Origin of the sequence: Streptomyces sp. NPDC048650 (assembly GCF_043199095.1) — a bacterium.
Taxonomy (GTDB): Bacteria; Actinomycetota; Actinomycetes; order Streptomycetales; family Streptomycetaceae; genus Streptomyces.
In genome coordinates this window covers 365,501-392,409 of sequence record NZ_JBICVM010000003.1, presented here as the reverse complement: position 1 = coordinate 392,409, position 26,909 = coordinate 365,501, and the positions used below count along the sequence as shown (strand labels likewise).

Sequence of the window (26,909 nt, the reverse complement as noted above, 5' to 3'; positions counted from 1 at the left end):
TCGTTGTCGGACGGCTCCAGGCCGTCTCAGCGTCGTCTGCTGGGGCGTGGGGAGGCGGCGCCGTATGTGGCCCCGGCGCGGTTTCAGGGACTCCCCTGCCCTCGTATCTACGGACCCTAACGCGCAGGTCGGACAACGCCATCCCGCATCGAGAACTGTTCGCTGTGAGCGCAGGCTCACCGGCCCGGCACGACTACGGGCCCGAACACGCGGACGTGCGTGTTCGGGCCCGTGGTCAGCAGTGCCGTGTGGCGGCCGAGGCTCAGGCCTCGGGCTTCTCGTCGGCCGCGGCCTCGTCGTTGCCCTCGGTGACGGTCTCGGCGGTCTCGTCCTCGTCGTCCAGCTCGATGACCTCGCCGTTGGTGTCCTTGACCGTGGCGGCCTCGACGACCACCGCGAGCGCCTTGCCGCGGGCGACCTCGCCGACGAGCATCGGCACCTGGCCACCCTCGACGACGGCCTGGGCGAACTGGTCGGGGGACATGCCGGAGGACTGCGCGCGGCGCATGAGGTGCTCGGTGAGCTCCTCCTGGCTGACGTTCAGCTTCTCCTTGTTGACCAGCTCATCGAGGATGAACTGGGTCTTGATGCCCTTCTCGGCCTGCTCCTTGGTCTCGGCGTCGAACTCTTCCTCGGTCTTGCCCTGGATCTCCAGGTACTTGGCGAGGTCGAGGCCCATCTGGCCGAGCTGGTGGTTCACCAGGTTGTGCTTGCGGGTCTCGATCTCGTCCGCGAGCAGCTTCTCGGGGATCGGCACCTCGGCGAGCTTGAGCAGCTCGTCCAGGACCTTCTCCTGCGCCTGGGTGGCCTGGTCGTACTTCTTCATCTGCGCGAGGCGCTTGCGGCTGTCGTCGCGCAGCTCCTCGAGGGTGTCGAACTCACTGGCCAGCTGCGCGAAGTCGTCGTCCAGCTCGGGCAGTTCGCGGGACTTGACCTCGGTCACGTCGACCTTGACCTCGGCCTCCTTGCCCTCGGCGGAGCCGCCCTTGAGCTCGGAGGTGAAGGTGGTGCTGCCACCGGCCTCGACGCCCGTGACGGCCTCGTCGATGCCGTCGAGGAGCTCACCGGAGCCGACGGTGTAGTTGACGCCCTGGGCGACACCGTCCTCCAGGACCTCGCCGTCCACCTTGGCCTCGAGGTCCAGCGTCAGGACGTCGCCCTCCTGGGCGGCGCGCTCGACCGGCGAGGTGGTCGCGAAGCGCTCACGCAGCTGCTCGACCGACTTGTCGATGTCCTCGTCCGAGACCTCGATGGCGTCGACCTCGACCTCGATGCCGGAGTAGTCCGGGATCTCGAGGGCGGGGCGGATGTCGACCTCGGCGGTGAAGGCCAGCAGTTCGCCGTCCTTCAGCTCGGTGATGTCGACGTCGGGCTGGCCGAGGACGTTGAGCTCACCCTCGTTGACCGCTTCGGTGTAGAACTTCGGGAGCGCGTCGTTGACGGCCTCCTCGAGCACGGCGCCGCGACCGAACCGCTGGTCGATGACGCGGGCCGGGATCTTGCCCTGGCGGAAGCCCTTCACCGTGACCTGCTGGTTGATCTTCTTGTACGCCGCGTCGAGGCTGGGCTTGAGCTCCTCGAAGGGCACCTCGACAGTGAGCCGAACCCGGGTCGGGTTCAGGTTCTCCACGGCGCTCTTCACGGTTCGGTCTCCTTGGGGCTGACTTCTGGGGTTTTGCCTGAGATCTTCCGGGCCCGCTCATGTGTGGTCCGGTCGATCGCGCCCGGATACAGAGACACGCGGGCACGCAGATTGCATAGTAACCGCAGGGAGGATGGCGCCGACAACGCGATCTTGAAAGGGCCGCGGTCTGCCGGCCGCCGCGCGGTCGTGATGGCGGGCCCTGAGGGCCTGACCGAAGGGTCGGCCGGAAAATACTGGTCGGGGTGGCCGGATTCGAACCGACGACCTTCCGCTCCCAAAGCGGACGCGCTACCAAGCTGCGCCACACCCCGTCGGTGCGACACGTAGGGTACATGGCCGAAGGCCGTACGGTTGCCAGAATTCGGGACGGCGGATCCACCCGGCATGCGGTGTGCGGCGGGCCGCCCCGACCCGCTACGATGCACTGCGTGCCGCGGTCCGGTGACCGGCGGCGCTCGCGGGCGTAGCTCAATGGTAGAGCCCCAGTCTTCCAAACTGGCTACGCGGGTTCGATTCCCGTCGCCCGCTCAAGAAAGGACCCCAGGCCCGATGGCCTGGGGTTCTTCGCGTTCCATGGCGCGCCTAGGCTGACCGGCATGGAGATCTGGATCAATCCCGCGTGTTCCAAGTGCCGTTCCGCCGTGGACCTCCTCGACGAGGAGGGCGCCGGCTACACGGTGCGCCGCTATCTGGAGGAGCCGCCGACCGCGGACGAACTGGAGGCCGTGCTGGAGCGGCTGGGCCTGGAGCCGTGGGACATCACCCGGACCCGGGAGGCCGAGGCCGAGGAGCTGGGGATCGGGGCCTGGGAGCGCACGGCGGCGGAGCGGGGTCGGTGGATCGAGGCGCTGGCCGCGCACCCGCGGCTGATCCAGCGGCCGATCATCACCGCGGACGACGGTTCGGCGCTGGTGGGGCGTAGCGAGGAAGCCGTACGTGACGCACTGGGTCGTACCGGGGGCGGGCGGACCGCTTGAGGGGCGGTGCAGGCCTTCGGGGTGTGCCGCCTAGAAGGTGATGTGGTTGATGGTGTCCGCGAGGGAATTGAGGAACCGGGTGATCGACGGCGCCATCCCCGTGGAGGCGAGGAAGAAGCCGAAGAGTATGGCGATGATCGCGGGGCCCGCTTTGATCGACTTCTGTCTGATCAGCACGATGAGGATGATCCCCAACATCAGCACCACTGACAGTGAAAGAGCCACACTGATCACACCCTTGGTCGGAACGCCTCACCGGCCCGGGAGCATGCCGCGCACACCCCCCCGGCCCCATCGTGCCACCAACTCCTTTCCCAACGCAGGCGGGTGACGAATCATCGGCCAACGCTTTGCCCGATTCCCGCCCCCGGTCACGGCGCGGGGGTGGCCAGGGGTGGCGGGGCCGCCCCCGAGGCGCCGGGCCGGCCGCCAACGGGCGGCGGAAGGCGGGAATTCGACGGGCGGACCCATAGGTCGCCGGGCCCGGCGCCGGTAATTCACGGCGATCATTCCGCGCCATCTTCCAGGCGGTCGACGGGTGGGCGGTGCGGTGAATTCCCACGCGTGGCGCCCGTCACCACGACGTGACGAATGCTGCGGGCATATCACCTAGGAAGCGGACATTCCTTCCGGGACGCTCTCGGGGGATATCAACCAATTTGAGAGGTCGATGTGGGACAAATCGGCTCGATGGAGCGTCGGTTGAGGAGGCGGTGACGCCGGGCGCGACGGGATTCTGCGAGGAATCTCACGGGCGATTGCGCGTCTTATCCGCGCCGTATGCGGCGTCACACCGGGGGTAATACCGAATAACGCCACAGTGGTTTTACGCATTCGCCGTCCGGCGCTATCGTGCCTCAGATGTTTCCCGCTGCCCCCACACCGCGACGCGAGCTCCCGCCGGCCACGGAGACGGCCGTCGCGGAGGACACACCGGCACCGCAGCCGGCGCCCGCGCCCAGGACCGGCCGGGACGCGTTCTTCGACAACGCGAAGTACCTGGCCATCGTCCTCGTGGCGATGGGGCACGTGTGGGAACCGCTGACCGACGGCAGCCGCGCCGCCGAGGCGCTCTACATGACCGTCTACACCTTCCACATGCCGGCGTTCATCATCATCTCCGGCTACTTCTCGCGCAGCTTCGACATGCGCAAGGACCGGCTCCAGCGGCTGATCACCGGCGTCGCCGTCCCCTACGTCCTCTTCGAGACGGCCTACGCGTTCTTCAAGCGCTGGGCGGACGACGATCCCGGGCATCCGATCAGCCTCCTGGACCCCTGGTTCCTGACGTGGTTCCTGATCGCACTGTTCATCTGGCGGCTGACCACCCCGCTCTGGAAGATCGTGCGCCGGCCGGTCCCGCTGGCGCTGGCGATCGCGGTGCTCGCCTCCGTCTCGCCGGACATCGGCGACGACCTGGATCTCCAGCGGGTGCTCCAGTTCCTGCCGTTCTTCGTGCTCGGACTGAACCTGCGGCAGGAGCACTTCACCTGGGTGCAGCGGCGGTCCGTACGGATCGCGTCGGTGCCGATCTTCGCGGCCGCCGTCGTGACGGCCTACTGGGCGGCGCCCCGGATGACTTCGGCGTGGTTCTACCACCGGGACAGTGCGCAGGAGCTCGGTACCACCTGGTGGGCCGGCGTGATCATGACGCTGGCCCTCTTCGGCTGCTCGCTGGTGATGACGGCCTGCTTCTACTCCTGGGTGCCCCGGCGGCAGATGTGGTTCACGGTGCTGGGCGCGGGGACGCTCTACGGCTACCTGCTGCACGGCTTCCTGGCCAAGGGCTCGCGGTTCTGGGGCTGGTTCGACGACTACGCGTGGCTGCACTCGCCGCTCGGCGAGATCGCGGTCACCCTCATCGCCGCGGCCGTCGTCACGGCGCTGTGCACGCCGCCGGTGCGCCGGGCGTTCCGGTGGGCGATGGAGCCGACGATGGCGTGGGCATTCAAGAAGGACCCGGCCGACACGGCGCGGGTGCGGGCCGGCGCGTAGACGGGGGCGGCGTGCCCACGGGGTTCGCCCGTCCCCCCGCCCCGTGATGACCCGATGCCGGTGCGGATCACCGGCCGACGCCGCGCGCCGGGCGGGTGCGACGGTCAGGCGTCCCGGCAGATCAGCAGCAGCGCCCGGTCGTCGTTGACGTCCTTGGCGACGGCCTCGATCAGATGCCAGGCGGCGCCCGCGAAGCCGCTGGTGACATAGCGGTCGGCCTCGCCGGTGAGGCGGTCGATCCCCTCGGCGAGGTCGCGGTCGCTGGCCTCGACCAGGCCGTCGGTGAACATCATCAGGACGTCGCCGGGGCGCAGCGTGCCCTTGACCGGGTCGAACTGGGCACCGTCGTAGACCCCCAGCAGCGGCCCCTCGCCCGGTTTCTCCTCCCAGCGGCCGGAGCCGGCGCTGAGCTGGAGGGCGGGCAGATGGCCAGCGGAGAGCAGTTCGTAGTCGCCGGACTCCAGGTCGAGGACGAGGTGGATGGAGGTGGCGAAGCCCTCCTCCCAGTCCTGGCGCAGGAGGTAGCCGTTGGCGGCGGGGAGGAAGCCGTGGGGCGGCAGGGAGCCGAGCAGTCCGCCGAAGGCGCCGGAGAGGAGGAGGGCGCGGGAGGCGGCGTCCATGCCCTTGCCGGAGACGTCGGTGAGGACGACCTCGAGGATGTCGCCGCCGTGGGTGCGGGAGGCGACGACGAAGTCGCCGGAGAAGGACTGGCCACCGGCCGGGCGCAGCGCCATCTCGTGGTGCCAGCCCTCCGGCAGCCGGGGCAGTTTGCTCTGTACCCGGATGCGTTCGCGCAGGTCGAAGAGCATGGTGCCGCCGCGCCGCCAGGGCACCCCGACCCGGCTGCGGAACTGGGCGATGAGCAGGCCGAAGAACCCGACGGCGGCCACGACCAGGACGGTGCCCGGGGTGATCCGGTCCGGTCCCTGGTCGTACGGGCCGAACAGTGCGGACTCGACGACCAGAGCGGCGGCCGAGGCGCTGTAGAGGACGAGCAGGTTGGCCGGGCGCAACAGCAGTCCGCCGGCGATGACCGGCAGGACCAGTGCGGTGGGGGCGAGCCATTCCGGACGCCAGAGCGTGCCCGCGGCGATGGCGGGTATGGCGATCAGCAGGGCTGCCAGGGCGAGCCGGTCGGAGCCGTCGCCGCGGAAGTAGTCGACCCCCGCCTTGCGCACGCCGATCTTGGCCCGGTGCAGACCTTTGTGCATCCGGGCGGTCAGGGGGTCCGTTCGTGATTGCGTTCCCGGGCCGCTTGTCATCGCTCTGGGACCTTATCCACCCGTTCGGCGGTGCGTCGATTCGCCGCACGTCACCGCCGGGAATTGCCGGGAAACGGCGTTCGAAATGCGGTCGCGCGGCCGGAGAGCGTCCTGCTAGGGATGGTCCATGACAACAGAGTTGTGTGCGCTGGGGGCGGACGAGTGGGACGCGTGGTTCGGCGCACTGGACGTGGTGTTCGGCGGGGTTCCCTCGGAGCCGGACGAGGTCGCCGTGTGGCGGGGCGTCACCGAGGTCGACCGGTCCTTCGGTGCCCGGGACGGCGACGGCTGGGTCGGCACCGCCTCGGCCTTCACGTTCGGGCTGACCGTGCCGGGCGGGGCGGAGGTGGCGGCGGCCGGCGTCACCCTGGTGTCCGTACTGCCGACGCACCGCCGGCGCGGAGTGCTGCGGTCAATGATGCGGCATCAGCTGGACGACGTCCGTGAACGGGGCGAGGCGCTGGCGGTGCTGACCGCGACGGAGCCGGCGATCTACGGGCGGTTCGGCTACGGCCCGGCCACCGTGGAGATGCGCATGACGGTGGACACGCTGCGGCTGGCCCCGCCCGAGCTGCCGGGAGTGGACGGCGTGCGGATACGGCTGGTGGATCCGGAGGCGGGCCTGGACGCGTGCGAGCGGGTCTACGGGCGGCTCGTGCCGGCACGGCCGGGGATGGTGGCGCGGCATCCGGGCCGGGATCGGTTCGGCCTCCTCGACCCGCCCGCCGCGCGCGGCGGCGCCGGGGGGCTGCAGTGTGTGCTGGCCGAGGTGGACGGCGAGGTGCGAGGGTATGCGCGCTATGCGGTGACGCCGGAACAGGACGCCGCCGGACCGTGCGGGACGGTGCGGCTGCGGGACGCCCAGGCGCTGGATCCGGTGGTGTACGCGGCGCTGTGGCGCTATCTGTTCGGCATCGACCTGACGTCGTCGATATCGGTGCGGTCGCGGCCGGTGGACGATCCGCTGCCGCATCTGGTGGCGGACATGCGGCGCTGTGGGATCGGTCTGCGGGAGTCGCTGTTCGTGCGGCCGGTGGAGGTGGGCGCGGCACTGGCGGCACGGACGTACCGGACGCCGGTGGACGTGGTGCTGGAGGTCGCCGATCCGTTCTGCCCCTGGAACGAGGGCCGGTGGCGGCTGTCCGGCGACGGGACGGGCGCGCGCTGCGAACGGACCACCGATGCGGCCGATCTCGCCCTGTCCGTGCGGGAGTTGGGCTCCGCCTACCTGGGCGGTTTCACGCTGTCGTCGCTGGCCGCTGCCGGGCGGGTGCGGGAGCTGCGGCCCGGTGCGGTGGGGGCGGCCTCGACGGCGTTCGGGTCGGACGTGGCGCCGTGGCTGCCGCACGGGTTCTGAGGGGCCCGGCGGCCGCGGCACGCGGGCGGGCGGTGGCGCGCGGGCGACCGCCCGTTCCGGCCTGCGTCGGGCCCGGTCAGGCGCCCGTCGCCGGCTGGCAGCCGGGGCACCAGAAGAGGTTGCGGGCGGCCAGTTCCGCGGTGCGGATCTGCGCGCCGCACAGATGGCAGCGCTGGTTCGCGCGGCGGTAGACGTAGACCTCGCCGCCGTGGTCGTCGACCCGGGGCGGGCGGCCCATCGCCTCCGGTGTGTGTGCGGGGCGGACGGTGTCGATGCGGTTGTGGCGTACGCCCTCGCGCATGAGGGCGGCCAGGTCCTGCCAGATCGCGTCCCACTGGGGACGGGTGAGGTCGCGGCCCGGTAGGTAGGGGTCGATGCCGTGGCGGAAGAGGACCTCGGCGCGGTAGACGTTGCCGACGCCCGCGATGACCTTCTGGTCCAGGAGCAGGGCCGCGACGGTGCTGCGGCTGCGGCTGATGCGCCGCCAGGCCCGTTCGCCGTCGTCGCCGGGGCGGAGCGGGTCGGGGCCCAGGCGGTCGTGTATCGCCCGCTTCTCGGGGGCGGCGATGAGGGCGCAGGTGGTGGGGCCGCGGAGGTCCGCGTAGGCGGTGGGCGTCGCGAGGCGCAGGCGGACCGTGTCGGTGGGCGGCGGGGCGGGCGCGGCGCCGAAGCCGAGCTTGCCGAAGAGGCCCAGGTGGATGTGGATCCAGTCGGCCTGGGCGGCGCCGGCTTCCCGGGCGAAACCGAGGAAGAGGTGTTTGCCGTGGGCCTCGGTGGCGGTCAGCACCTGCCGGTCGGCGAGGGCCGCGCCGCCGGAGAACTTCCCCTGCGGGCTGGTCGCCCGGACCTGGTGTCCCAGGAAGCGGTCCGCGTAGTCCTGGGCCAGGCGGTGGATGGTGTGGCCCTCGGGCACGGGGCTCCTTCTCGAGCGGGGCGGCGCCGGGACGCCGGCGGCCGGCCGGTGCCGCGGCGCCCGGGCGCCGGGCCGCAGCGGCCCGGCGCCTCCTGTTCGCGGACAGGGGGAAGAACGGTGTGACGGTGCGGACGGGGTGTTACGGCTGCGGGTGGTGTGCCGGAACGGCCGGGAGTTCGCCGGTGGTCTCGTAGACCGAGAGCATCTCGATGCGGCGGGTGTGGCGTTCCTCGCCGGAGTACGGGGTGCTCAGGAAGACCTCGATGAACGAGGTCGCCTCGTCCTGGGTGTGCATCCGGCCGCCGACGGAGATGACGTTGGCGTTGTTGTGCTCGCGGCCCAGCCGGGCGGTCTCCACGCTCCAGGCCAGTGCGGCGCGGACACCCTTGACCTTGTTGGCGGCGATCTGCTCGCCGTTGCCGGAGCCGCCGATCACGATGCCGAGGCCGTCCGGGTCGGCTGCGGTCCGCTCCGCGGCGCGCAGGCAGAACGGCGGGTAGTCGTCCTGGGCGTCGTAGATGTGGGGGCCGCAGTCGACGGGCTCGTGGCCATGGGCCTTGAGCCACTCGACGAGGTGGTTCTTGAGGTCGAAACCTGCATGGTCGGAGCCGAGGTACACGCGCATGCGATGAGTGTGACACGGCCCGCCCCGGGTAGGCGCCGCCGGGTCGTGCCGTGCCGGCGTGTACGGGAGGCCACCCCCGCCTTCCGTACGCATGCGCATCGGGCAATCGACCGGCGTTTCCGGCAACGATCCGGCCGCAGGCCTTCCAAACGACGGATCAACGACGTTCTAATACGGGGGTTCCCATCCATGAACCACTCAAGGACGGTGCACATGGGCGCGCACCCTCCCCCACGCTCTGAAGGAGCGGGGGGCAGCCTCACCACCCCAGCGGTCCCGAATGCCGGCGAACCCGGCGGCGGACCCACCGGGGGGCAGTCGCAGAACGGGCTGCAGGCAGGACTCAAGAACCGCCACCTGTCGATGATCGCGATCGGCGGGGTCATCGGCGCCGGCCTGTTCGTCGGCTCGGGGGCCGGTATCGCCGCCGCCGGGCCCGGCATTCTGATCTCGTACGCACTGACCGGCCTGCTGGTCGTGCTGGTCATGCGGATGCTGGGAGAGATGGCCGCGGCCTCCCCCACCTCCGGATCGTTCTCCGCCTACGCCGACCGGGCGCTGGGCCGCTGGGCCGGCTTCACCATCGGCTGGCTGTACTGGTTCTTCTGGTCGGTGGTGCTGGCGGTCGAAGCGACCGCCGCGGCCGCGATCCTCACCGGCTGGGTCCCGGCCGTCCCGCAGTGGGCCTGGGCGCTGCTGGTGATGATCGTGCTGACCGGCACCAACCTGATCTCGGTCGGTTCGTTCGGAGAGTTCGAGTTCTGGTTCGCCGGCATCAAGGTCGTCGCGATCGTGGTGTTCATCGTGGTCGGCGCGCTGGCGATATGCGGGCTGCCGCCCGGCGACCACGCGGTGGGGGCGGCCAACCTCACCGGGCACGGCGGCTTCCTGCCGCACGGTCCCGGGGCGATCCTCTCCGGCATGCTGCTGGTGGTCTTCTCCTTCATGGGGAGCGAGATCGTGACGCTGGCGGCCAGCGAGTCGCCCAATCCGGTGCTGGCCGTGCGAAAGGCCGTCAACAGCGTGATCTGGCGGATCGCGATCTTCTACATCGGGTCGATCGCGGTGATCGTGACGCTGCTGCCGTGGAACGACCCGGCGGTGGACAAGAGCCCGTACGTGGCCGTGCTGAAGTCGCTGGACATTCCGTATGCGGGCACCGTGATGGACGTGGTGGTGCTGACCGCCGTGCTGTCGTGTCTGAACTCCGGGCTCTACACGGCCTCGCGGATGGCGTTCTCGCTCGGGGCGCGGGGGGATGCGCCGAAGTCGTTCGCCACCGTCAACAAGGGGGGCGTCCCGGCCGTCGCGATCTGGGCGTCGGTGGCCTTCGGGTTCATCGCGACGATCTTCAGCTACACGTCGAAGGACACCGTTTTCCAGTTCCTGCTCAATTCGTCGGGTGCCGTCGCGCTCTTCGTCTGGCTGGTCATCTGCTTCTCCCAGCTGCGGATGCGGCGGGTCATCGAGCGGGAGATGCCGGAGCGGCTGACGGTGCGGATGTGGCTGTACCCGTGGCTGACCTACGCGACGATCGCGCTGATCGTGTTCGTCATCGGCTATATGTTCTACGCCCCCGACGGGCGGAAGCAGATGGTGCTCTCGGTGGTCGCGGCCGTCGTGGTGCTGGTGATCGGGCTGGAGCTGGACCGGCGGCGGCCGCGGACGGCCGCCGCGGACCCGGCGGGTGCCGACGCGCAGCCGGCACCGCGGTAGACAGCGCAACGGGCCCCGCCTCACCGTGCGGTGAGGCGGGGCCCGGGTGCGTCCGCGGCCGGGTCAGCGGCGGTTCGCCAGCTTCCACGCGGCCGGCAGCGCGCCCATGGCCAGTGCGGCCTTGAGGGCGTCGCCGATGAGGAACGGGACGAGTCCGACGGCCACCGCCTGGCCGAAGGACATGCCCGTGCTCAGGGCGAGGTAGGGGACGCCGACCGCGTAGATCAGGGCCGTGCCGGCGGCCATCGTGGCGGCCGTCCGCAGGACTCCCCGGTCGCCGCCCCGCCGGGCCAGGGCGCCCACGGTGGTGGCGGCCAGCAGCATGCCCAGGACGTAGCCGAAGGTGGCGCCGCCCGCGCCCGAGGCACCGCCCGCGAACCACGGCATGCCTGCCATGCCCGCCAGGGCGTAGAGCGCGAGGGAGAGCAGGCCGCGGCGCGCGCCCAGCGAGGCGCCGAGCAGGAGGGCCGCGAAGGTCTGGCCGGTGACCGGGACCGGGGAGCCGGGAACCGGGACGGCTATCTGGGCCGCGATGCCGGTGAGCACGGCGCCGCCGGTGACCAGCGCGGCGTCGCGGACGCGGGCGCGGGTGGCGGTGGTGGCGGGCAGCAGGTCGGCGAGGACCGCATCGGGGCGGGGGAAGGCTGCAGTGCTCATCGGGGCTCCGCGGGTGGTGAGTGGTGTCCGGGCAGGACGGGTCGCGTTGACGTTAGTCCAGGGAGCCGGTGGCGATCATCGTGTGGCGGCGACAAAGCCGCACCGGCCCGCTTGGAGAGTTCTGCCCCACCACCGGAACGGCCAGACCTGTTGGCGTGCCGGGCCTCCGCACCGCTCGCGTGACGCTCATCACGGCCCGTGCCCCGGCAGGGGGCCGGTTTTGTGGTAGCGCGCGGCGGGCGGGGAAACTGGGGGCGCCCCGCGGAGTCCTGTGGAGTTCCCCCAAAGCACACCTTGCGAGAGTACGAGCCCATGCACGACACCACGCACCCCACCGGGACCGCCCCGCTCGGCGGGGGTGCCGGCGAGCGGGAGCCGCTGTCCGGCGGCCTCAAGCAGCGGCACCTGACCATGATGGGCCTGGGCGGGGTGATCGGGGCGGGCCTGTTCGTGGGTTCCGGCGCGGGCATCTCGGTGGCCGGGCCGGGCATCGTGCTGTCGTATCTGATCGCCGGCGCGCTGGCGATGCTGGTCATGCGGATGCTCGGGGAGATGTCGGCGGCGATGCCGGCCTCCGGTGCGTTCTCGGTGCATGCGGAGCGGGCCCTGGGGCGCTGGGCGGGCTTCAGCGTGGGGTGGCTGTACTGGTTCCTGCTGGTGGTGGTGCTGGCGGTGGAGGCGACCGGCGCGGCGCAGATCGCGAACGGGTGGGTGCCCGGCGTTCCGCAGTGGGCCTGGGTACTGGTCTTCATGACGGTGTTCACGGTGGCCAACCTGGCGGCGGTGAAGAACTTCGGCGAGTTCGAGTTCTGGTTCGCCGCGCTGAAGGTCACGGCGATCGTGCTGTTCCTCGTGCTGAGCCTGCTGGCGGTCTTCGGGGTGCTGCCGGACACCGATCCGGTGGGCACGGCGAACCTCACCGGTCAGGGCGGCTTCCTGCCGAACGGCTGGTCGGGCGTCATCTCCGGTGTGCTGGCGGTGGTGTTCGCCTTCGGCGGGCTGGAGGTCGTGACCATCGCGGCGGCCGAGTCGGACGATCCGGTACGGGCGGTCGGGCGCGCGGTGCGCAGCGCAGTGTGGCGGATCCTCTTCTTCTATGTGGGCTCGATGCTGGTCATCGTGACGCTGCTGCCGTGGTCGTCGATGCGGCCGGGGCAGAGCCCCTACGTCGCGGTGCTGGACAGCATCGGAGTGCCGGGCGCCGGGCAGATCATGAACATCGTGGTCTTCGTGGCGCTGCTGTCGGCACTGAACGCCAATCTGTACGGGTCCTCGCGAATGGTGTTCTCGCTGGCCGAGCGGGGCGAGGCGCCGCGCGGGCTGCTGAAGGTGTCGGGGGGCGGGGTGCCGCGACGCGCGGTGCTGGCGTCGGTCGCCTTCGGGTTCGTCTCCGTACTGCTCAATCTGAAGTGGCCGGACTCGGTGTTCCTCTACATGCTCAACGCCGTGGGCGCGGTGTTGCTGTTCGTGTGGGGGCTGATCGCCGTCTCGCAGCTGCGACTGCGTCCGCGTATCGAACGGGAGGCGCCCGGGACGCTGACGCTGCGGATGTGGGCGTTCCCGTATCTGACCTGGGTGGCGCTGGTGGCGATGAGCGGCGTGCTGGTGCTGATGTTGACCGATGACGCGGCGCGGCCGCAGCTGCTGTGGTCGGCCGGGGCGACGGCGGCGGTGCTGGCGGTGGCGGGGTTGCGGGAGGTGCGGGCGCGGCGGGCGCGGGCCTGAGCGCACCCGGCGGTTCCGGGGCTGAGGCGGGGCTCACACCGCGTCGCAATGGACGACGAAGCGGACACACACGGTCACGATCTCGTCTGAATAGCGAACATTCGCTGCACGACTGTTGCCCTGAGCGGACAGCGGCGCTCAAACTGAGCGCGCTTCACCGCAGGACCCCTGGAGTTGAGCCGTCGGCTGCCCCGGGAGAACGCAGTATCACCCCGCTTCGCTCTCACATACTGGGACAGGTACGACATGAATCGGACACCCTCGTCCGCTGCGCCGACGCGCCAGCAGACCGACGCGGTCCAGGGCGGTCAGGACGGCGGCCCCGCGCTGTCGAACGGCCTCAAGCAGCGCCACCTCTCGATGATCGCCCTGGGCGGCGTGATCGGTGCCGGCCTGTTCGTCGGCTCCCGCGAGGGCATCGCCGCCGCGGGTCCCTCGATCGTGCTGGCCTATGCGATATCCGGCGCGCTGGTCATGCTGATCATGCGGATGCTCGGCGAGATGGCTGCGGCGAACCCGGCCTCCGGCTCCTTCTCGGTGCACGCCGAGCGCTCCATCGGCTCCTGGGCCGGTTTCACGGTGGGCTGGATGTTCACCGCGCTGCTGTGTGTGGCGGTGGCGGCCGAGGCGCTGGGCGCCGCGGACATCATGGTCCACTGGTTCCCGGGCAGCCAGCCGTGGATGTGGGTGCTGCTGTTCATGGTGCTCTTCACCGGGACGAACCTGACGGCGGTCAGCAACTTCGGTGAGTTCGAGTTCTGGTTCGCCGCGCTGAAGGTCGCGGCGATCGGCATCTTCCTGATCCTGGGCCTGCTCGCCATCTTCGGCGCCCTGCCCGGCACCGGCGCCCCGGGCGCCTCACACCTCACCGGCGACGGCGGCTTCCTGCCCAAGGGCGTGGACGGTCTGATGGTCGGCCTGCTCGCCTCCGTGTTCGCGTACGGCGGGCTGGAGACGGTCACCATCGCGGCCGCCGAGTCCAAGGACCCGGTGCGCGGCGTGGCCAGCGCGGTGCGCACGGCGATGTGGCGGATCGCCCTCTTCTACGTCGGTTCGATGGCCATCATCGTCACCGTCATCCCGTGGAGCGCCCCCTCGATCGCGAAGAGCGGCCCCTACGTCGCCGTCCTGGACTACCTCGAGATCCCGGCGGCCGGCCAGATCATGAACGTCGTCATCCTGGTCGCGCTGCTCTCGGCGGTGAACGCCAACCTCTACGGCGCCTCGCGGATGGCGTACTCCCTCATCTCCCGCGGCCAAGGGCCGGCCTTCCTCGGCAAGGTCAGCGGCGGCGTGCCGCGCCGCGCGGTGCTGCTGTGCTCCGCCTTCGGCTTCCTCGCGGTCCTCTTCAGCTTCCTGTGGCCCGAGACGCTCTTCAAGTGGCTGCTGAACATGGTCGGCGCGGCCGTGCTGGTGGTGTGGGGCTTCATCGCCGTGGCGCAGCTGCGGATGCGGCGGCAGCTGGAACGTGAGGCGCCGGAGAAGCTCGTGGTGAAGATGTGGGCCTTCCCCGTCCTGACCATCGTGGCGCTGGTGGGCATCGTCGGCGTCCTGCTGCTGATGCTGCGCGACGACAACCAGCGCATCCAGTTGCTGTTCACCGGCGGCTTCGGAGTGGTGCTGACCGTGGTCGGGCTGATCCGGCAGCGGGCGGTGGCCCGGAGCGGCGCGTAGCGCACACCGGCTTCCCCGTGAGGCGGGGCGGGACCTCCTGCAAAGGTCCCGCCCCGCCTTACGTCTTTGGGACCGGGCCGCTCCCCGCGACCGTCCCGTGATCGCTCCTGCTGATAGCGTGCTCTTGCACATTGTTTGCAACTACTGCATGTATGCAGCTTGGAGGCGGGATCGGCATGGCGACCTACACACTTCCGGAACTCCCCTACGACTACTCCGCACTGGCACCGGTCATCAGCCCCGAGATCATCGAGCTGCACCACGACAAGCACCACGCGGCGTATGTGAAGGGCGCGAACGACACGCTGGAGCAGCTGGCCGAGGCCCGCGACAAGGAGTCCTGGGGCGGCATCAACGGCCTGGAGAAGAACCTCGCGTTCCACCTCTCCGGGCACATCCTGCACAGCATCTACTGGCACAACATGTCCGGTGACGGCGGCGGCGAGCCGCACGAGAAGGACGGCGTGGGCGAGCTGGCCGACGCCATCTCGGAGAGCTTCGGCTCCTACGCCGGTTTCAAGGCGCAGCTGACCAAGGCCGCCGCCACCACCCAGGGCTCCGGCTGGGGCGTGCTCGCCTACGAGCCGGTGACCGGCCGGCTGATCGTGGAGCAGATCTACGACCACCAGGGCAACGTCGGCCAGGGCTCGGTGCCGATCCTGGTCTTCGACGCCTGGGAGCACGCCTTCTACCTCCAGTACAAGAACCAGAAGGTGGACTTCATCGAGGCGATGTGGCAGGTCGTCAACTGGCAGGACGTGGCCAAGCGCTACACGTCCGCCAAGCAGCGCGCCAACAACCTGCTGCTGGCGCCGTGAGGCCGTAGGGGTGGCCCACGACGTCCCGTCCGCCCGCGACGCGGCGGACGACGCGACGTCGCGGTCCCCCGTAGCGCCTCCGCCGCGTCCTGCCTCGTGATCGTCTTCTCAACCTTCACCCGGCAGGCGGAATGAGCGAAGCCCCCGCGAGGACGTGACTCGCGGGGGCTTCGTGTCTCCGCATCAGTCGAAGATCGGGCCCTGCGTCCGCGTCCGCTTGATCTCGTAGAAGCCGGGAATCGACGCGACCATCAGCGTGCCGTCCCACAGCTTGGCCGCTTCCTCGCCCTTGGGCGCCGGGGTGACGACCGGGCCGAAGAAGGCGATCTGGTCGCCGTCGGAGCCGGGGACGGCGATGACCGGGGTGCCGACCTCCTGGCCGACCAGCTCGATGCCGGCCCGGTGGGAGGCGCGCAGCTCCTGGTCGTAGGTGTCCTTGTCGGCGTACTCGATCAGGTCGGCGGGCAGGCCCGCATCCTGGAGGGCGGCCTCGATGGACGCACGGCCGACTCCCAGGCCCTCGTTGTGGAAGCGGGTGCCGAGCGCGGTGTAGAGCGTGCCGACCGCCTCGTCGCCGTGCAGCTGCTGGGCGGCGATCGCCACCCGGACCGGGCCCCATGCCTTGCCGCCGGGCCGCATGTTCTCCGCGTACTCCTCGGGCAGCTCGTCGAGCCGGTCCTCATTGAGCACCGCGAGGCTCATCACATGCCAGCGCACCTCGACCGGGCGGACCTTCTCGACCTCCAGCATCCAGCGGGAGGTCATCCAGGCCCAGGGGCAGAGGGGGTCGAACCAGAAGTCAGCTGGGGTCTTCGCGGCGTCGGACACGGGGTCTCCTCAGGCGAGCGGTGCGGTGCGGTGCAGAGCGGTGCAGTGCCGTGTGGTGTGGTGCCACGGACGGTTCCTGCCGTGCGGACGGTTCAACAACCGGCCACCGTGCCATGATTCCCAGTGTTCGATATTCGAGACGAGGACGAGGGAGTCACGTCGTGCCAGGTGAGAATCTGTCCCGGGACGAGGCCCGGACGCGGGGCCGGCTGCTGAGCGTTGACGGGTACGACGTGGCGCTGGACGTCCGCTCAGCGGTACTGCCCGGCGAGACGGCCGCGACCTTCCGCTCCCGGACCACGATCCGCTTCCGCTGCGCCGAGCCGGGCGCCGCGACCTTCGCGGATCTGCTCGCCCCGTCGGTCACGTCCGTCACCCTCAACGGCCGGGAGCTGGACCCGGCCGAGGTCTTCGACGGCACCCGGATCGCCCTGGACCGGCTGGCCGCCGAGAACACCCTGATCGTCGACGCGCAGTGCGCCTACAGCCGGACCGGCGAGGGACTGCACCGTTTCGTCGATCCCGAGGACGGCGAGGTCTACCTCTACACCCAGTACGAGCCGGCCGACGCGCGCCGGGTCTTCGCCAACTTCGAACAGCCCGACCTGAAGGCGCCGTTCACGTTCGAGGTGACCGCCCCGGACGGGTGGACCGTGCTCAGCAACGGCGCCGCGGAGGGCAAGCCGGAGGAGGGCCGGCACCGGTTCCTCGCGACCCGCCCGATCTCGACGTACATCACGGCCGTGGTCGCCGGCCCGTACCACTACGTCGCCGACAGCTACCGCCGCACCTTCGAGGACGGCACCGAGCTGGAGATCCCGCTGGGCGCGCTGTGCCGCAAGGGGCTCGCCCGGCACTTCGACGCGGACGACGTCTTCACCGTCACCAAGCAGGGACTGGACTTCTTCCACGACCACTTCGACTACCCGTATCCGTTCGGGAAGTACGACCAGGCGTTCGTGCCGGAATACAACCTGGGGGCGATGGAGAATCCCGGCTGTGTGACCTTCCGCGAGGAGTTCATCTTCCGGGGGAAGGTGACCCAGGCGTCGTACGAGGGCCGGGCCAACGTCATCCTCCACGAGATGGCGCACATGTGGTTCGGCGACCTGGTCACCATGCAGTGGTGGGACGACCTGTGGCTCAAGGAGTCGTTCGCGGACTTCATGGGCGCGTTCTCGCTGGTGGAGGCGACGCGCTTCCGGGACGGCTGGATCACCTTCGCCAACCGCCGCAAGTCGTGGGCCTATCGCGCCGATCAGCTGCCGTCCACCCACCCGGTCACCGCCGACATCCGTGACCTGGAGGACGCCAAGCTGAACTTCGACGGCATCACCTACGCCAAGGGTGCGGCCGTGCTCAAGCAGCTGGTGGCCTACGCCGGACAGGACGCGTTCCTCGAAGGGGCGCGGCGGTACTTCAAGCGGCACGCGTACGGCAACACCCGCCTCGCGGACCTGCTGTCCGTCCTGGAGGAGACGTCCGGACGGGACATGGCCGCCTGGTCGCGGGCCTGGCTGGAGACGGCCGGAGTCAACTCGCTGACACCGCAGGCCACTTACGACGCACAGGACCGGATCACGGAACTGAGCATCCTCCAGGAGGCGGCCCCCTCGCACCCCGAACTGCGACCGCACCGGGTCGCGGTGGGCCTGTACCGGCGGCGGGAGGACGGCGCGCTGGTGCGCTACGCCCGCGCCGAGGTGGACGTCTCCGGGCCGCGCACGGTCGTCGCGGAGCTGGCCGGGACCGAGCGGCCCGAGCTGATCCTGGTCAACGACGAGGACCTCACGTACTGCAAGATCCGGTTCGACGAGGGGTCGCTGACCACTCTGCGGGCCCGGCTCGGCGAGCTCGCCGACCCCCTGGCGCGGGCGCTGTGCTGGGCCGCGCTGTGGGGCCTGACCCGCGACGGGCTGATGCCGGCCCGCGACTATCTGGACCTGGTGCTGCGCTTCGCCGGCCGGGAGACCGACATCGGCGTCCTGCAGTCGCTGCACGCCCAGGCCCGGGTGGCGCTGGAGCAGTACTCCGCGCCGGGCCGGCGCGAGGCCGCGGCCCGGGAGCTGGCCGAGGGCGCGCTGCGCGAGCTGCGGCTCGCCGAGCCGGACAGCGGGCACCAGCTCGCCTGGGCGCGGCACTTCGCTTCGGTGGCGTCGAGCCCGGCCGACCTGCAGCTGCTCCAGGGGCTGCTGGACGGTACGGCGAGGATCGACGGCCTGACGGTGGACCAGGAACTGCGCTGGACGTTCCTGGAGCCGCTGGCCTCGCACGGCGTCGCGGACGAGTCCGTGATCGCCGCCGAGCTGGCCCGCGACGACACCGCCTCGGGCAAGCGCCACCAGATCCGCTGCCTCGCCGCACGGCCGTCCGCCGGGATCAAGGCGCAGGCGTGGGCCGATGTGGTCGCGTCCGACGCGCTGTCGAACGCCCTGGTGGAGGCCACCATCAGTGGGTTCGTCCAGTTCGGGCAGCGGGAGCTGCTGGCGCCGTACGCACCGCGCTACTTCGAGATGGTCGAGCGGGTGTGGCAGGAGCGGTCCATCGAGATCGCCATGTCGGTGGTGCGCGGACTGTTCCCGGGCTGGCTGGTGGCGCAGTCCACGCTGGACGCGGCCGACGCCTGGCTGGCGGAGCACGCGGACGCGGCGCCCGCGCTGCGCCGGATGGTCGCGGAGGAGCGGGACGATCTCGGCCGCGCGCTGCGCGCACAGGCTTGTGACGAGGCGGCCGGCCCCCGGCCGTAACCCGCTTCGCGACCAGCCCCTTTCGGCAGTCGAACGCCCGTACTTGAGGACAGGGTTGTCCGGTTTGTGGCACGGGCGTGTAACAGCGGTTATCGGGCGGAGCGGGGGCGGGAATGGCCGGGTCATGAACCACGACACCCCGGTCTCCCCGCTCCCCCTCCGCCACCTCTCCGACACCCGCTGCCAGGTGCTGACCGCCCATCAACTGCGCGAGCACGGCGTACTGCCCGCCCAGACCACGGAGCGCTGCCGGGCCGGCGGTCCCTGGCAGCAGGTCCTGCCCGGCGTGTACCTGCTCCACCCGGGGGCGCCCACCAGCGAGGAACGGCTGCACGCGGTGCTGCTCTACGCCCGCCACCGGGGACCGACGGTGCCCCCGCAGAGCGGTGGCCGGCCGGACGCCCCGGCGGCGATGATCACCGGCCTGGCGGCGCTCGCCCTCCACGGCTTCACCACCGCTCCCCCGCTGATCGCCCTGGACCGCATCGAGGTCCTGGTCGCGCGCACCCGGCGGCTGCGCTCGACCGGCTTCGCGCAGATCGTGCGGGCACCGGAGCTGCCGGTGCCGCAGGAGGTGACCGGGGTGCCCACCGCGCCGGTCCCGCGCGCACTGGCGGACGCGGTCGGCGGGCTCACCGACGCGTCGTCGGTGCGCCGGCTGCTGACCGAGGCGGTGCGCGGCGGGCACTGCGAAGCCGCCGCGCTGGTACGCGAGCTGAGCCGGGCCCGGCTGCTGACCCGGCCGCATGTGGTGGACGCGGTGGACACCCTGATGGCCGAGGGCCGGGCGCTGGCCGAGCAGCGGCTGTACGCGATGGTGCGCGACCACGGCCTGCCCGACCCCTGCTGGAACGTCGATCTGCGACTGCCGGGCGGCCCGCACCTGGGCGGCATGGACGCCTACTGGCCCCAGCACGCGGTGGCCCTGGAGATCGACACGCGGGCGCCGCGCGCGGACGCCGACGCACCGCACGCCCCCCACGACCGCAAGCGCGAGCACCTGGAGCGGCTGGGCATCACGGTGGTGCGCTGCCGGCCGCGCGCCCTGCGCGACGCCCCCGCCGAGCAGGCCACGGTGGTGCGTACCGCCCTGATGGCGGCCGAGGACCGCGACCCGAGCGCGTATGTGGTCGTACTGCCCCGGTAGCACGGCCCGAACGCCCCGGCTTCCCGGCCGACCACTCACCGCAACCCACCACGGCTCCTGCCCCGGTCCACCACACCCTGCGGTGCTAGACGCGCTTCAGCAGCAGCTCGACGTTGCGGTCCCGGGCCGTGCCCGCGAGATCGGTGCGGGCCTCGGGCGCATTGCACGACAGCTCGCGGTAGAGGGCGGACAGGCCCGTCTGGGAGAGGTCGGTGAAGTCCGTACGGTGCGGGGCCGCCGACTCGACCAGGGTCGTGAACAGCGACAGCGTGCCGTCGCGGTTGTCCACCAGCTCGATGACCCGGGCCAGCTGCGGGAAGTCGATGTGCGAGGCGGTGGATATCTCCCAGAAGCCGCCGTGCGCGGTGATGTCGTTCTTGTGGCTGTGGCCGTTGATCCAGCCGACGACGGCGGGATGGGCGGAGAGCACCTCGACCAGCTCGGCACCGCCGTGCCGCTTCTCGTGCGGCCGGGCCGGGTCGGGGCGGGTGTTGTTCATCGTCTTGCTGGTGTGGTGGCTGAACACCAGCACGTGGCGCCGGTCGCCCTTGTCGTTCTCCTGGAGCGTGCGCTCGAGCCACCGCAGCTGGGCGTCGCCGACCGAGCCGGTGTAGTGCCCGCCCGGGTCGGTGGTGTCCAGGCTGATGCCGAGGACGTGGTCGGAGACCGGGAAGGTGTAGTAGAGCCGGTCCTCGGCGAGGTGGGCGGCGGTGTAGCCGTGGCCGTGCGGGCCGGGGCCGGTGCGGGCCGGGTCGAGGTGGGCCCTGAGGTACTCGGCGCGGGTGAAGGGGGCGCGCCGCTCGTCGGGGGTGACCGGGCGGGCCTTCTTGGCGTGCGCCTTCAGCAGCCGCTTGAAGTCCTGCCCCTTGGGGTCGAGACCGTTCTTGACCGCCTTCCACACCTTCGCCGCCTCGGCGGCGGGCAGCGTCTCCAGCTTGCGGCCGCCGGTGGCGATCTCGGTGAAGAAGGGGTCGCCGGGCGCATAGCAGCCGCCGGGCAGCGAGTCGTGGTTGCCGACCGTGGAGTACCAGGGCAGCCGCAGCCCCGGGCTGTGCACGGTGCGGATCGCGGCGTCGAGGAAACCCTTCAGGTGTGGGAACCCGAGCTTCTTGTCGGCGTCCCGCAGGGCGCTGTCGGGCTGCCAGTAGAGGGCCAGGCCGCTGTCCTGGACGCCTTCGTAGCGGCGCGGGTCGCCGGAATTGGGGGTGATCCGGCCGCCGCTCATCGCGGTCAGGAACCACTCCAGCTCCAGCTTGGAGTTGTTGTCGGTGTTGTCGCCGGTGGTCATCACGAAGGACAGCGGGGCGCCGGTGGCGGGCCCGCCCGGCAGCGCGTTGATCCGCTCGATCAGCGAGATCACCCCGGCGACGGAGAGCGCCTCCTGGGGCCGCCAGGCGCTCGCGGTCTCGGAGCGCAGGTACTCGTAGCGCAGCGGGCTCTGCACATCGACCAGGTGCAGGTCGGTGAACTGCACGAACGAGGCCAGCGCGGTGCGCCGCCGGTCGCGCCCGCTGCGGGCGGCGGCCAGCTCGGCGCGCACGACCCGGCTCCAGGCGGGGCCGTCGGCGAGGCGGCGGTAGCCGCTGGTGCCGCGCGGGGTGGCGACGCTGCCGAGGGTGGTGCCCTTGGCGTACGGGGTGCGGGGGACGGCGGGGGCGGACACCGGGCCGGGGGCCGCCGGGGCCGGGCCCGGCGTGGCGGCCGCGGCGGGCCGCTCGCCTCCGGGGCCGAGGGTGAGCCCCAGCCCGGTGGCGGCACCGATGGCGCCGGTGGCGGCGAGGAAGGTACGGCGGTCGAGAGTGGCGGCGGCGGACCGTATACGGGACATGCGCGAACTCCCCGAGAGCGAACACGAAGGCGGCCGGGCAGCACAACTGCCCTGTCACCTGGGATGGTTGGCATCGGGAATGACCTGCGAGTGAACGGCACCGCAACGCCGCTCGCCCATCACCGCACAGGGATCACGGCGCCACCGGCCCGCCATCGCCCCGCGCGCGCGGCAACGCATGACGGCCATCCGGTGTTCATGTAGCGGGGTAACCCGACCGGCCCACTCCCGCCGCGGAAGTCACCCTGCGCAGCGCGGGCGCAACCCTCCGTGGCATCCGCCGTCCGTCGGTCCTCAATCGGACGCGCCTACCCACGCTCCACGGAATGGAACGGATTGGACAAGGCGACGGGGTTCACACACATGATGGGAGCACTACTGAGCAGATGTTCCCACGCAGACATCTCCATCAGGCCGGAAAAAGAGGGAGTCCCATGAGGATCGGAATCGTCGGAGCCACCGGACAGGTCGGCGGCGTGATGCGGGGCATTCTCGCCGAGCGGAACTTCCCGGTCGAGCAGCTGCGACTGTTCGCTTCGGCCCGGTCCGCCGGACGCACGCTGCCCTGGCAGGACACCGAGATCACGATCGAGGACGCGGCCACCGCCGACTACTCGGGACTGGACATCGTGCTGTTCTCGGCCGGCGGCGCCACTTCCAAGGCCCTGGCGGAGAAGGTCGCCAAGGCCGGCCCCGTCGTGATCGACAACTCCTCGGCCTGGCGCCGTGACCCCGAGGTCCCGCTGGTGGTCTCCGAGGTCAACCCGTCGGCGATCACCGACCGGCCCAAGGGCATCATCGCCAACCCGAACTGCACGACCATGGCCGCGATGCCGGTGCTGCGCCCGCTGCACGAGGAGGCCGGTCTGGTCTCGCTGATCGTCGCCACCTACCAGGCGGTGTCCGGCAGCGGGCTGGCCGGCGTGTCGGAGCTCGAGGGACAGGCCCGCAAGGCCATCGAGCAGGACGCCGGCAAGCTGGTGCACGACGGCCGCGCGGTGGAGTTCCCCGAGCCCGACACCTACGTCGCCCCGATCGCCTTCAACGTGCTGCCGATGGCCGGCTCCATCGTCGACGACGGCCTGAACGAGACGGACGAGGAGCAGAAGCTCCGCAACGAGAGCCGCAAGATCCTGGAGATCCCGGACCTGAAGGTGTCCGGCACCTGCGTCCGGGTCCCCGTCTTCACCGGCCACTCCCTCCAGGTCAACGCCCGCTTCGCGCGTCCGCTGAGCCCCGCACGCGCCCAGGAGCTGCTGGCCAAGGCCCCCGGCGTCACCCTCTCCGACGTGCCGACCCCGCTGGAGGCGGCCGGCCAGGACGCGTCCTTCGTGGGCCGCATCCGCGCGGACGAGACCGCCGAGAACGGCCTGTCGCTGTTCCTCTCCAACGACAACCTCCGCAAGGGCGCGGCACTGAACGCCGTGCAGATCGCGGAGCTGGTCGCGGCGGAGCTGCGCGGCTGACGCCGGCCCGCCCCCGCCAGTACATGTACGCCGGGTGCCCGTACGGAACCGCTTCCGTACGGGCACCCGGCGTGTGTGCGGCGGCCGCGCCTCAGGGGCGCCGCACCTCGAACTGGAAGCAGCCGTGCTCCAGCGCCCGTACGTGCACGAGCGACACCTCCGGGTCGGCGAACGCCTCGTCCAGGGCGTCGTCGAACCCGCTCCCGGGCGCCGCCGGCACCTCGAAGTAGCGCCCGCCGACGATCTGCCCCTCGGCGTTGTAGCGGCGCAGCGTTCGCAGCGCCCCTTCGCGCGCGAACGGATATCCGGCGCCGTCGCCGTCCGGCCCCGCGCACTCCCCGGCGTGGATGAACACCGGGCCCTGCTCGTCGTACGCGCCGGGTGCGGCCCCCGTGGCGGCCGCCCAGCGCCGGAGCGGCGCGTACGCGACGAGTGCGATCCGCTCGCCGGGGGCGATGTCCCGCAGGCAGCAGCGGAGCGGGCTGCCGACGCAGTCGACGGGGGCGTCGGCCCCCGCCGCGGTGAAGGGGGCGAGGGGCCGGCCGGCGTCGTCGGCCGCCCGGAGTTCCTGGAGTGCGGCGGAGGGAATGGGGCGGGGGAGGTACTTGATCATGTGTCCAGTCTGCGACTTTCGCGGAGCCTTCGCTGGCGGGATTCGGACGTCATGATCGACGGCTTGTCCGGGCCACCGGACGGCGGCCCGGAGCACGTCGGAGCGCGTCCGCGGCTCCGTCCGCCCGGCGTGTCCGGCCGCGTGGAAGGATGGCCGAAGAGTCCGATGCGATGACGAATGCGAAGGAGATGGCCGGGTGCCTGGCACGAATCTGACCCGCGACGAAGCACAGCAGCGGGCACGGCTGCTGAGCGTGGACGCTTACGAGATCGACCTCGACCTCTCCGGTGCGCAGGAGGGCGGCACGTACCGCTCCGCGACGACGGTTCGCTTCGACGCGGCCGAGGCGGGCGCGGAGACCTTCATCGACCTGGTCGCGCCGGCCGTGCACGAGATCGTGCTCAACGGCGAGGCGCTGGACGCGGCCGCGGTGTTCAAGGATTCGCGGATCGCGCTGGCGGGCCTGCGGGCCGGCCGCAACGAACTGACGGTCGTGGCGGACTGCGCCTACACCAACACCGGTGAGGGGTTGCACCGGTTCGTCGACCCGGTGGACCAACAGGCTTATCTCTACACACAGTTCGAGGTGCCGGACGCCCGGCGGGTGTTCGCCTCCTTCGAGCAGCCGGATCTCAAGGCGACCTTCCAGTTCACCGTGAAGGCCCCGGAGGGCTGGACGGTGATCTCCAATTCCCCGACGCCGGAGCCGAGCGGCAATGTCCGGCGCTTCGCGCCCACTCCGCGTATCTCGACGTACATCACCGCGCTGATCGTCGGCCCGTACCACAGCGTGCACAGTACGTACGAGGCGGACGGGCGGACGGTGCCGCTGGGCATCTACTGCCGGCCCTCGCTGGCCGAGCACCTGGACGCCGAGGAGATCTTCGCGGTCACCCGGCAGGGCTTCGCCTGGTTCGAGGAGAAGTTCGACTACGCCTACCCGTTCGCGAAGTACGACCAGCTCTTCGTGCCGGAGTTCAACGCCGGTGCGATGGAGAACGCGGGCGCGGTGACCATCCGCGACCAGTACGTCTTCCGATCGAAGGTGACGGACGCCGCGTACGAGGTGCGCGCGGAGACGATCCTGCACGAACTGGCGCACATGTGGTTCGGCGACCTGGTCACCATGGAGTGGTGGAACGACCTGTGGCTGAACGAGTCGTTCGCCACCTACACCTCGATCGCCTGCCAGGCCTACGCGCCGGGCTCGAGGTGGCCCCACTCGTGGACGACGTTCGCCAACTCCATGAAGACCTGGGCCTACCGTCAGGACCAGCTGCCGTCCACCCACCCGATCATGGCCGAGATCAACGACCTCGACGACGTCCTGGTCAACTTCGACGGCATCACGTACGCCAAGGGGGCCTCGGTCCTCAAGCAGCTGGTCGCGTACGTCGGCATGGACGAGTTCTTCAAGGGCGTGCAGTCCTACTTCAAGGCGCACGCCTTCGGCAACACCCGGCTCTCGGACCTGCTCGGCGCGCTGGAGGAGACCAGTGGGCGGGATCTGAAGACCTGGTCGAAGAAGTGGCTGGAGACGGCCGGGATCAACATCCTGCGGCCGGAGATCGAGGTGGACGCGAGCGGCGTCGTCACCTCCTTCGCCGTCCGGCAGGAGGCCCCGGCGCTGCCGTCCGGCGCCAAGGGCGAGCCCGTGCTGCGGCCGCACCGGATCGCCGTCGGCGCGTACGAGCTGCGGGACGGCAGGCTGGTCCGCACCGAGCGGATCGAACTGGATGTGGACGGCGAACTGACCGCCGTACCACAGCTGGTGGGCAAGCCCCGCCCGGCCGTGATCCTCCTCAACGACGACGACCTCACCTACGCGAAGGTCCGCCTGGACGAGGAGTCCCTGAAGGTCGTCACCGAGCACCTCGGCGACTTCACCGAGTCCCTGCCGCGCGCCCTGTCCTGGGCCTCGGCCTGGGACATGACCCGGGACGGCGAACTGGCCACCCGCGACTACCTGTCGCTGGTGCTGTCCGGTATCGGCAAGGAGTCGGACATCGGCGTCGTCCAGTCGCTGCACCGTCAGGTGCGGCTGGCGCTGGACCTGTACGCGGCCCCCGAGTGGCGTGCGACGGGCCTGGCGCAGTGGACCGACGCGGCCCTCGAGCAGCTGCGGGCGGCCGAGCCGGGCAGCGACCACCAGCTGGCGTGGGCCCGCGCGTTCGCCGTCTCGGCGCGTACCGGCGACCAGCTCGACCTGCTGCAGGGTCTGCTGGACGGCACCGAGACGCTGGCGGGGCTGGCGGTGGACACCGAGCTGCGGTGGTTGCTGCTGCAGCGTCTGGCGGCCACCGGGCGCGCCGACGAGAAGGCCATCGCGGCCGAGCTGGAGCGCGACCGCACCTCCGCGGGCGAGCGGCATGCGGCGACGGCCCGCGCGGCCCGGCCGACGGACGAGGCCAAGGCCGAGGCATGGGCGTCGGTGGTCGACTCCGACACGCTCCCCAACGCCGTGCAGGAGGCCGTCATCGGCGGCTTCGTCCAGACCGACCAGCGGGAGCTGCTGGCGCCGTACACCGCGCGGTACTTCGACGCGGTGAAGCGGGTGTGGGACTCGCGCAGCCACGAGATGGCCCAGCAGATCGCGGTCGGGCTCTACCCGACGCTCCAGGTCTCCCAGGAGACCCTGGACGCCACGGACGCCTGGCTGGCCTCGGCGCAGCCGAGCGCGGCCCTGCGCCGACTGGTGACCGAGTCCCGGTCCGGTGTCGAGCGGGCGCTGAAGGCGCAGGCGGCGGACGCGGCGGCCTGACCGCCGCGCGTGGGGAGGGGCCCGGCGGCGCCGGCCCCCTCCCCGCCGCACATGGTGTCGCCCGGCGGACGGGCGCCAGTCGCGTTGCCGTCCGCCGGGCGGATCGTGGTTCGCCGGGCCCCTCCCCTCCTCGGGGCCCGGCGAAAGAGCGCGTG

20 protein-coding genes and 2 tRNA genes are annotated in these 26,909 nt (G+C 71.2%); 12 read left to right on the top strand and 10 right to left on the bottom strand.

Going from position 1 to position 26,909, the window contains the following annotated elements; genetic code table 11:
- Positions 1 to 262: 262 nt before the first annotated feature.
- A complete protein-coding gene (gene tig / locus ACGFML_RS11055) occupies positions 263 to 1,642 on the bottom strand; it encodes a trigger factor (protein ID WP_393542288.1) in 1,380 nt (459 codons plus the stop codon).
- Positions 1,643 to 1,879: 237 nt separating this feature from the next.
- Positions 1,880 to 1,956, bottom strand: a tRNA-Pro gene (locus tag ACGFML_RS11050).
- Between the two features lie 146 nt (positions 1,957 to 2,102).
- Between ACGFML_RS11050 and ACGFML_RS11045 the strand changes: the two genes are divergently transcribed.
- Positions 2,103 to 2,173: transfer RNA gene (locus ACGFML_RS11045), tRNA-Gly, on the top strand.
- Positions 2,174 to 2,241: 68 nt separating this feature from the next.
- Positions 2,242 to 2,622: an arsenate reductase family protein gene (locus ACGFML_RS11040; protein WP_393542286.1), complete on the top strand. Its 381-nt coding sequence runs from the start codon at positions 2,242 to 2,244 to the stop codon at positions 2,620 to 2,622.
- Positions 2,623 to 2,652: 30 nt separating this feature from the next.
- On the opposite strand, the gene ACGFML_RS11035 is transcribed toward ACGFML_RS11040, so the two are convergent.
- Entirely contained in the window at positions 2,653 to 2,847 is a 195-nt protein-coding gene (locus tag ACGFML_RS11035) for a hypothetical protein (protein ID WP_393542284.1), read from the bottom strand.
- A 636-nt stretch (positions 2,848 to 3,483) separates the two neighbouring features.
- On the opposite strand from ACGFML_RS11035, the gene ACGFML_RS11030 reads away from it, so the two are divergent.
- Complete coding sequence (locus ACGFML_RS11030) at positions 3,484 to 4,617, top strand: acyltransferase family protein (RefSeq protein ID WP_393542282.1); 1,134 nt, start codon at positions 3,484 to 3,486, stop codon at positions 4,615 to 4,617.
- A gap of 104 nt (positions 4,618 to 4,721) precedes the next feature.
- Here the strand turns inward: ACGFML_RS11030 and ACGFML_RS11025 are convergent, their stop codons facing one another.
- Positions 4,722 to 5,828, bottom strand: coding sequence for a PP2C family protein-serine/threonine phosphatase (locus ACGFML_RS11025; protein WP_393542280.1), 1,107 nt, complete (start codon positions 5,826 to 5,828; stop codon positions 4,722 to 4,724).
- Between the two features lie 178 nt (positions 5,829 to 6,006).
- Between ACGFML_RS11025 and ACGFML_RS11020 the strand changes: the two genes are divergently transcribed.
- Positions 6,007 to 7,236: a GNAT family N-acetyltransferase gene (locus ACGFML_RS11020; RefSeq protein WP_393542279.1), complete on the top strand. Its 1,230-nt coding sequence runs from the start codon at positions 6,007 to 6,009 to the stop codon at positions 7,234 to 7,236.
- 76 nt (positions 7,237 to 7,312) lie between these two features.
- On the opposite strand, the gene ACGFML_RS11015 is transcribed toward ACGFML_RS11020, so the two are convergent.
- Together ACGFML_RS11015 and ACGFML_RS11010 are read right to left on the bottom strand one after the other, a co-directional pair.
- Positions 7,313 to 8,149, bottom strand: a complete 837-nt coding sequence (locus ACGFML_RS11015; RefSeq protein ID WP_393542277.1) for an Fpg/Nei family DNA glycosylase — start codon at positions 8,147 to 8,149, stop codon at positions 7,313 to 7,315.
- Between the two features lie 139 nt (positions 8,150 to 8,288).
- Positions 8,289 to 8,774 carry a ribose-5-phosphate isomerase gene (locus tag ACGFML_RS11010; protein ID WP_393542275.1) on the bottom strand — a complete coding sequence of 162 codons (486 nt, stop codon included), beginning with the start codon at positions 8,772 to 8,774 and terminating at the stop codon, positions 8,289 to 8,291.
- A 213-nt stretch (positions 8,775 to 8,987) separates the two neighbouring features.
- Between ACGFML_RS11010 and ACGFML_RS11005 the strand changes: the two genes are divergently transcribed.
- Positions 8,988 to 10,490: an amino acid permease gene (locus ACGFML_RS11005; RefSeq protein ID WP_393542273.1), complete on the top strand. Its 1,503-nt coding sequence runs from the start codon at positions 8,988 to 8,990 to the stop codon at positions 10,488 to 10,490.
- Between the two features lie 63 nt (positions 10,491 to 10,553).
- Here ACGFML_RS11005 and ACGFML_RS11000 read toward each other — a convergent pair whose 3' ends face one another.
- Positions 10,554 to 11,147 carry a biotin transporter BioY gene (locus ACGFML_RS11000; protein WP_393542271.1) on the bottom strand — a complete coding sequence of 198 codons (594 nt, stop codon included), beginning with the start codon at positions 11,145 to 11,147 and terminating at the stop codon, positions 10,554 to 10,556.
- Between the two features lie 312 nt (positions 11,148 to 11,459).
- On the opposite strand from ACGFML_RS11000, the gene ACGFML_RS10995 reads away from it, so the two are divergent.
- From ACGFML_RS10995 to ACGFML_RS10985, 3 genes are all read left to right on the top strand, one after another.
- Positions 11,460 to 12,872, top strand: a complete 1,413-nt coding sequence (locus ACGFML_RS10995; RefSeq protein ID WP_393542269.1) for an amino acid permease — start codon at positions 11,460 to 11,462, stop codon at positions 12,870 to 12,872.
- 246 nt (positions 12,873 to 13,118) lie between these two features.
- Entirely contained in the window at positions 13,119 to 14,546 is a 1,428-nt protein-coding gene (locus tag ACGFML_RS10990; protein ID WP_393542267.1) for an amino acid permease, read from the top strand.
- Between the two features lie 176 nt (positions 14,547 to 14,722).
- Positions 14,723 to 15,364 carry a superoxide dismutase gene (locus ACGFML_RS10985; RefSeq protein WP_393542265.1) on the top strand — a complete coding sequence of 214 codons (642 nt, stop codon included), beginning with the start codon at positions 14,723 to 14,725 and terminating at the stop codon, positions 15,362 to 15,364.
- A gap of 183 nt (positions 15,365 to 15,547) precedes the next feature.
- Here the strand turns inward: ACGFML_RS10985 and ACGFML_RS10980 are convergent, their stop codons facing one another.
- Positions 15,548 to 16,192, bottom strand: coding sequence for a DsbA family protein (locus tag ACGFML_RS10980; protein WP_393542263.1), 645 nt, complete (start codon positions 16,190 to 16,192; stop codon positions 15,548 to 15,550).
- Positions 16,193 to 16,353: 161 nt separating this feature from the next.
- Between ACGFML_RS10980 and pepN (ACGFML_RS10975) the strand changes: the two genes are divergently transcribed.
- Together pepN (ACGFML_RS10975) and ACGFML_RS10970 are read left to right on the top strand one after the other, a co-directional pair.
- On the top strand, positions 16,354 to 18,939 hold the full coding sequence (gene pepN, locus ACGFML_RS10975) for an aminopeptidase N (protein ID WP_393542261.1): 2,586 nt from the start codon (positions 16,354 to 16,356) through the stop codon (positions 18,937 to 18,939).
- Positions 18,940 to 19,063: 124 nt separating this feature from the next.
- Complete coding sequence (locus tag ACGFML_RS10970) at positions 19,064 to 20,086, top strand: hypothetical protein (RefSeq protein ID WP_393542259.1); 1,023 nt, start codon at positions 19,064 to 19,066, stop codon at positions 20,084 to 20,086.
- An 85-nt stretch (positions 20,087 to 20,171) separates the two neighbouring features.
- Here the strand turns inward: ACGFML_RS10970 and ACGFML_RS10965 are convergent, their stop codons facing one another.
- Positions 20,172 to 21,914, bottom strand: coding sequence for a TIGR03767 family metallophosphoesterase (locus tag ACGFML_RS10965; RefSeq protein ID WP_393542257.1), 1,743 nt, complete (start codon positions 21,912 to 21,914; stop codon positions 20,172 to 20,174).
- Positions 21,915 to 22,348: 434 nt separating this feature from the next.
- Between ACGFML_RS10965 and ACGFML_RS10960 the strand changes: the two genes are divergently transcribed.
- Complete coding sequence (locus tag ACGFML_RS10960) at positions 22,349 to 23,380, top strand: aspartate-semialdehyde dehydrogenase (RefSeq protein ID WP_393542254.1); 1,032 nt, start codon at positions 22,349 to 22,351, stop codon at positions 23,378 to 23,380.
- Positions 23,381 to 23,471: 91 nt separating this feature from the next.
- Here the strand turns inward: ACGFML_RS10960 and ACGFML_RS10955 are convergent, their stop codons facing one another.
- Positions 23,472 to 23,993, bottom strand: coding sequence for a DUF1203 domain-containing protein (locus ACGFML_RS10955; RefSeq protein ID WP_393542252.1), 522 nt, complete (start codon positions 23,991 to 23,993; stop codon positions 23,472 to 23,474).
- A 196-nt stretch (positions 23,994 to 24,189) separates the two neighbouring features.
- Between ACGFML_RS10955 and pepN (ACGFML_RS10950) the strand changes: the two genes are divergently transcribed.
- Positions 24,190 to 26,754 (top strand): aminopeptidase N, encoded by a 2,565-nt coding sequence (gene pepN, locus ACGFML_RS10950; protein ID WP_393542251.1) that lies wholly within the window; start codon positions 24,190 to 24,192, stop codon positions 26,752 to 26,754.
- Positions 26,755 to 26,909: the final 155 nt, after the last annotated feature.

Excerpts from the sequence above, each read along its gene's own strand:
- ACGFML_RS11005 (WP_393542273.1), top strand. The coding sequence starts at position 8,988 with ATGGGCGCGCACCCTCCCCCACGCTCTGAAGGAGCGGGGGGCAGCCTC.
- ACGFML_RS10955 (WP_393542252.1), bottom strand. The coding sequence starts at position 23,993 with ATGATCAAGTACCTCCCCCGCCCCATTCCCTCCGCCGCACTCCAGGAA.
- ACGFML_RS11025 (WP_393542280.1), bottom strand. The coding sequence starts at position 5,828 with ATGCACAAAGGTCTGCACCGGGCCAAGATCGGCGTGCGCAAGGCGGGG.
- ACGFML_RS11010 (WP_393542275.1), bottom strand. The coding sequence starts at position 8,774 with ATGCGCGTGTACCTCGGCTCCGACCATGCAGGTTTCGACCTCAAGAAC.
- ACGFML_RS10995 (WP_393542269.1), top strand. The coding sequence starts at position 11,460 with ATGCACGACACCACGCACCCCACCGGGACCGCCCCGCTCGGCGGGGGT.
- ACGFML_RS10985 (WP_393542265.1), top strand. The coding sequence starts at position 14,723 with ATGGCGACCTACACACTTCCGGAACTCCCCTACGACTACTCCGCACTG.
- ACGFML_RS11030 (WP_393542282.1), top strand. The coding sequence starts at position 3,484 with ATGTTTCCCGCTGCCCCCACACCGCGACGCGAGCTCCCGCCGGCCACG.
- ACGFML_RS10960 (WP_393542254.1), top strand. The coding sequence starts at position 22,349 with ATGAGGATCGGAATCGTCGGAGCCACCGGACAGGTCGGCGGCGTGATG.
- ACGFML_RS10990 (WP_393542267.1), top strand. The coding sequence starts at position 13,119 with ATGAATCGGACACCCTCGTCCGCTGCGCCGACGCGCCAGCAGACCGAC.
- ACGFML_RS10970 (WP_393542259.1), top strand. The coding sequence starts at position 19,064 with ATGAACCACGACACCCCGGTCTCCCCGCTCCCCCTCCGCCACCTCTCC.
- ACGFML_RS11000 (WP_393542271.1), bottom strand. The coding sequence starts at position 11,147 with ATGAGCACTGCAGCCTTCCCCCGCCCCGATGCGGTCCTCGCCGACCTG.
- ACGFML_RS11020 (WP_393542279.1), top strand. The coding sequence starts at position 6,007 with ATGACAACAGAGTTGTGTGCGCTGGGGGCGGACGAGTGGGACGCGTGG.
- ACGFML_RS11040 (WP_393542286.1), top strand. The coding sequence starts at position 2,242 with ATGGAGATCTGGATCAATCCCGCGTGTTCCAAGTGCCGTTCCGCCGTG.
- ACGFML_RS10965 (WP_393542257.1), bottom strand. The coding sequence starts at position 21,914 with ATGTCCCGTATACGGTCCGCCGCCGCCACTCTCGACCGCCGTACCTTC.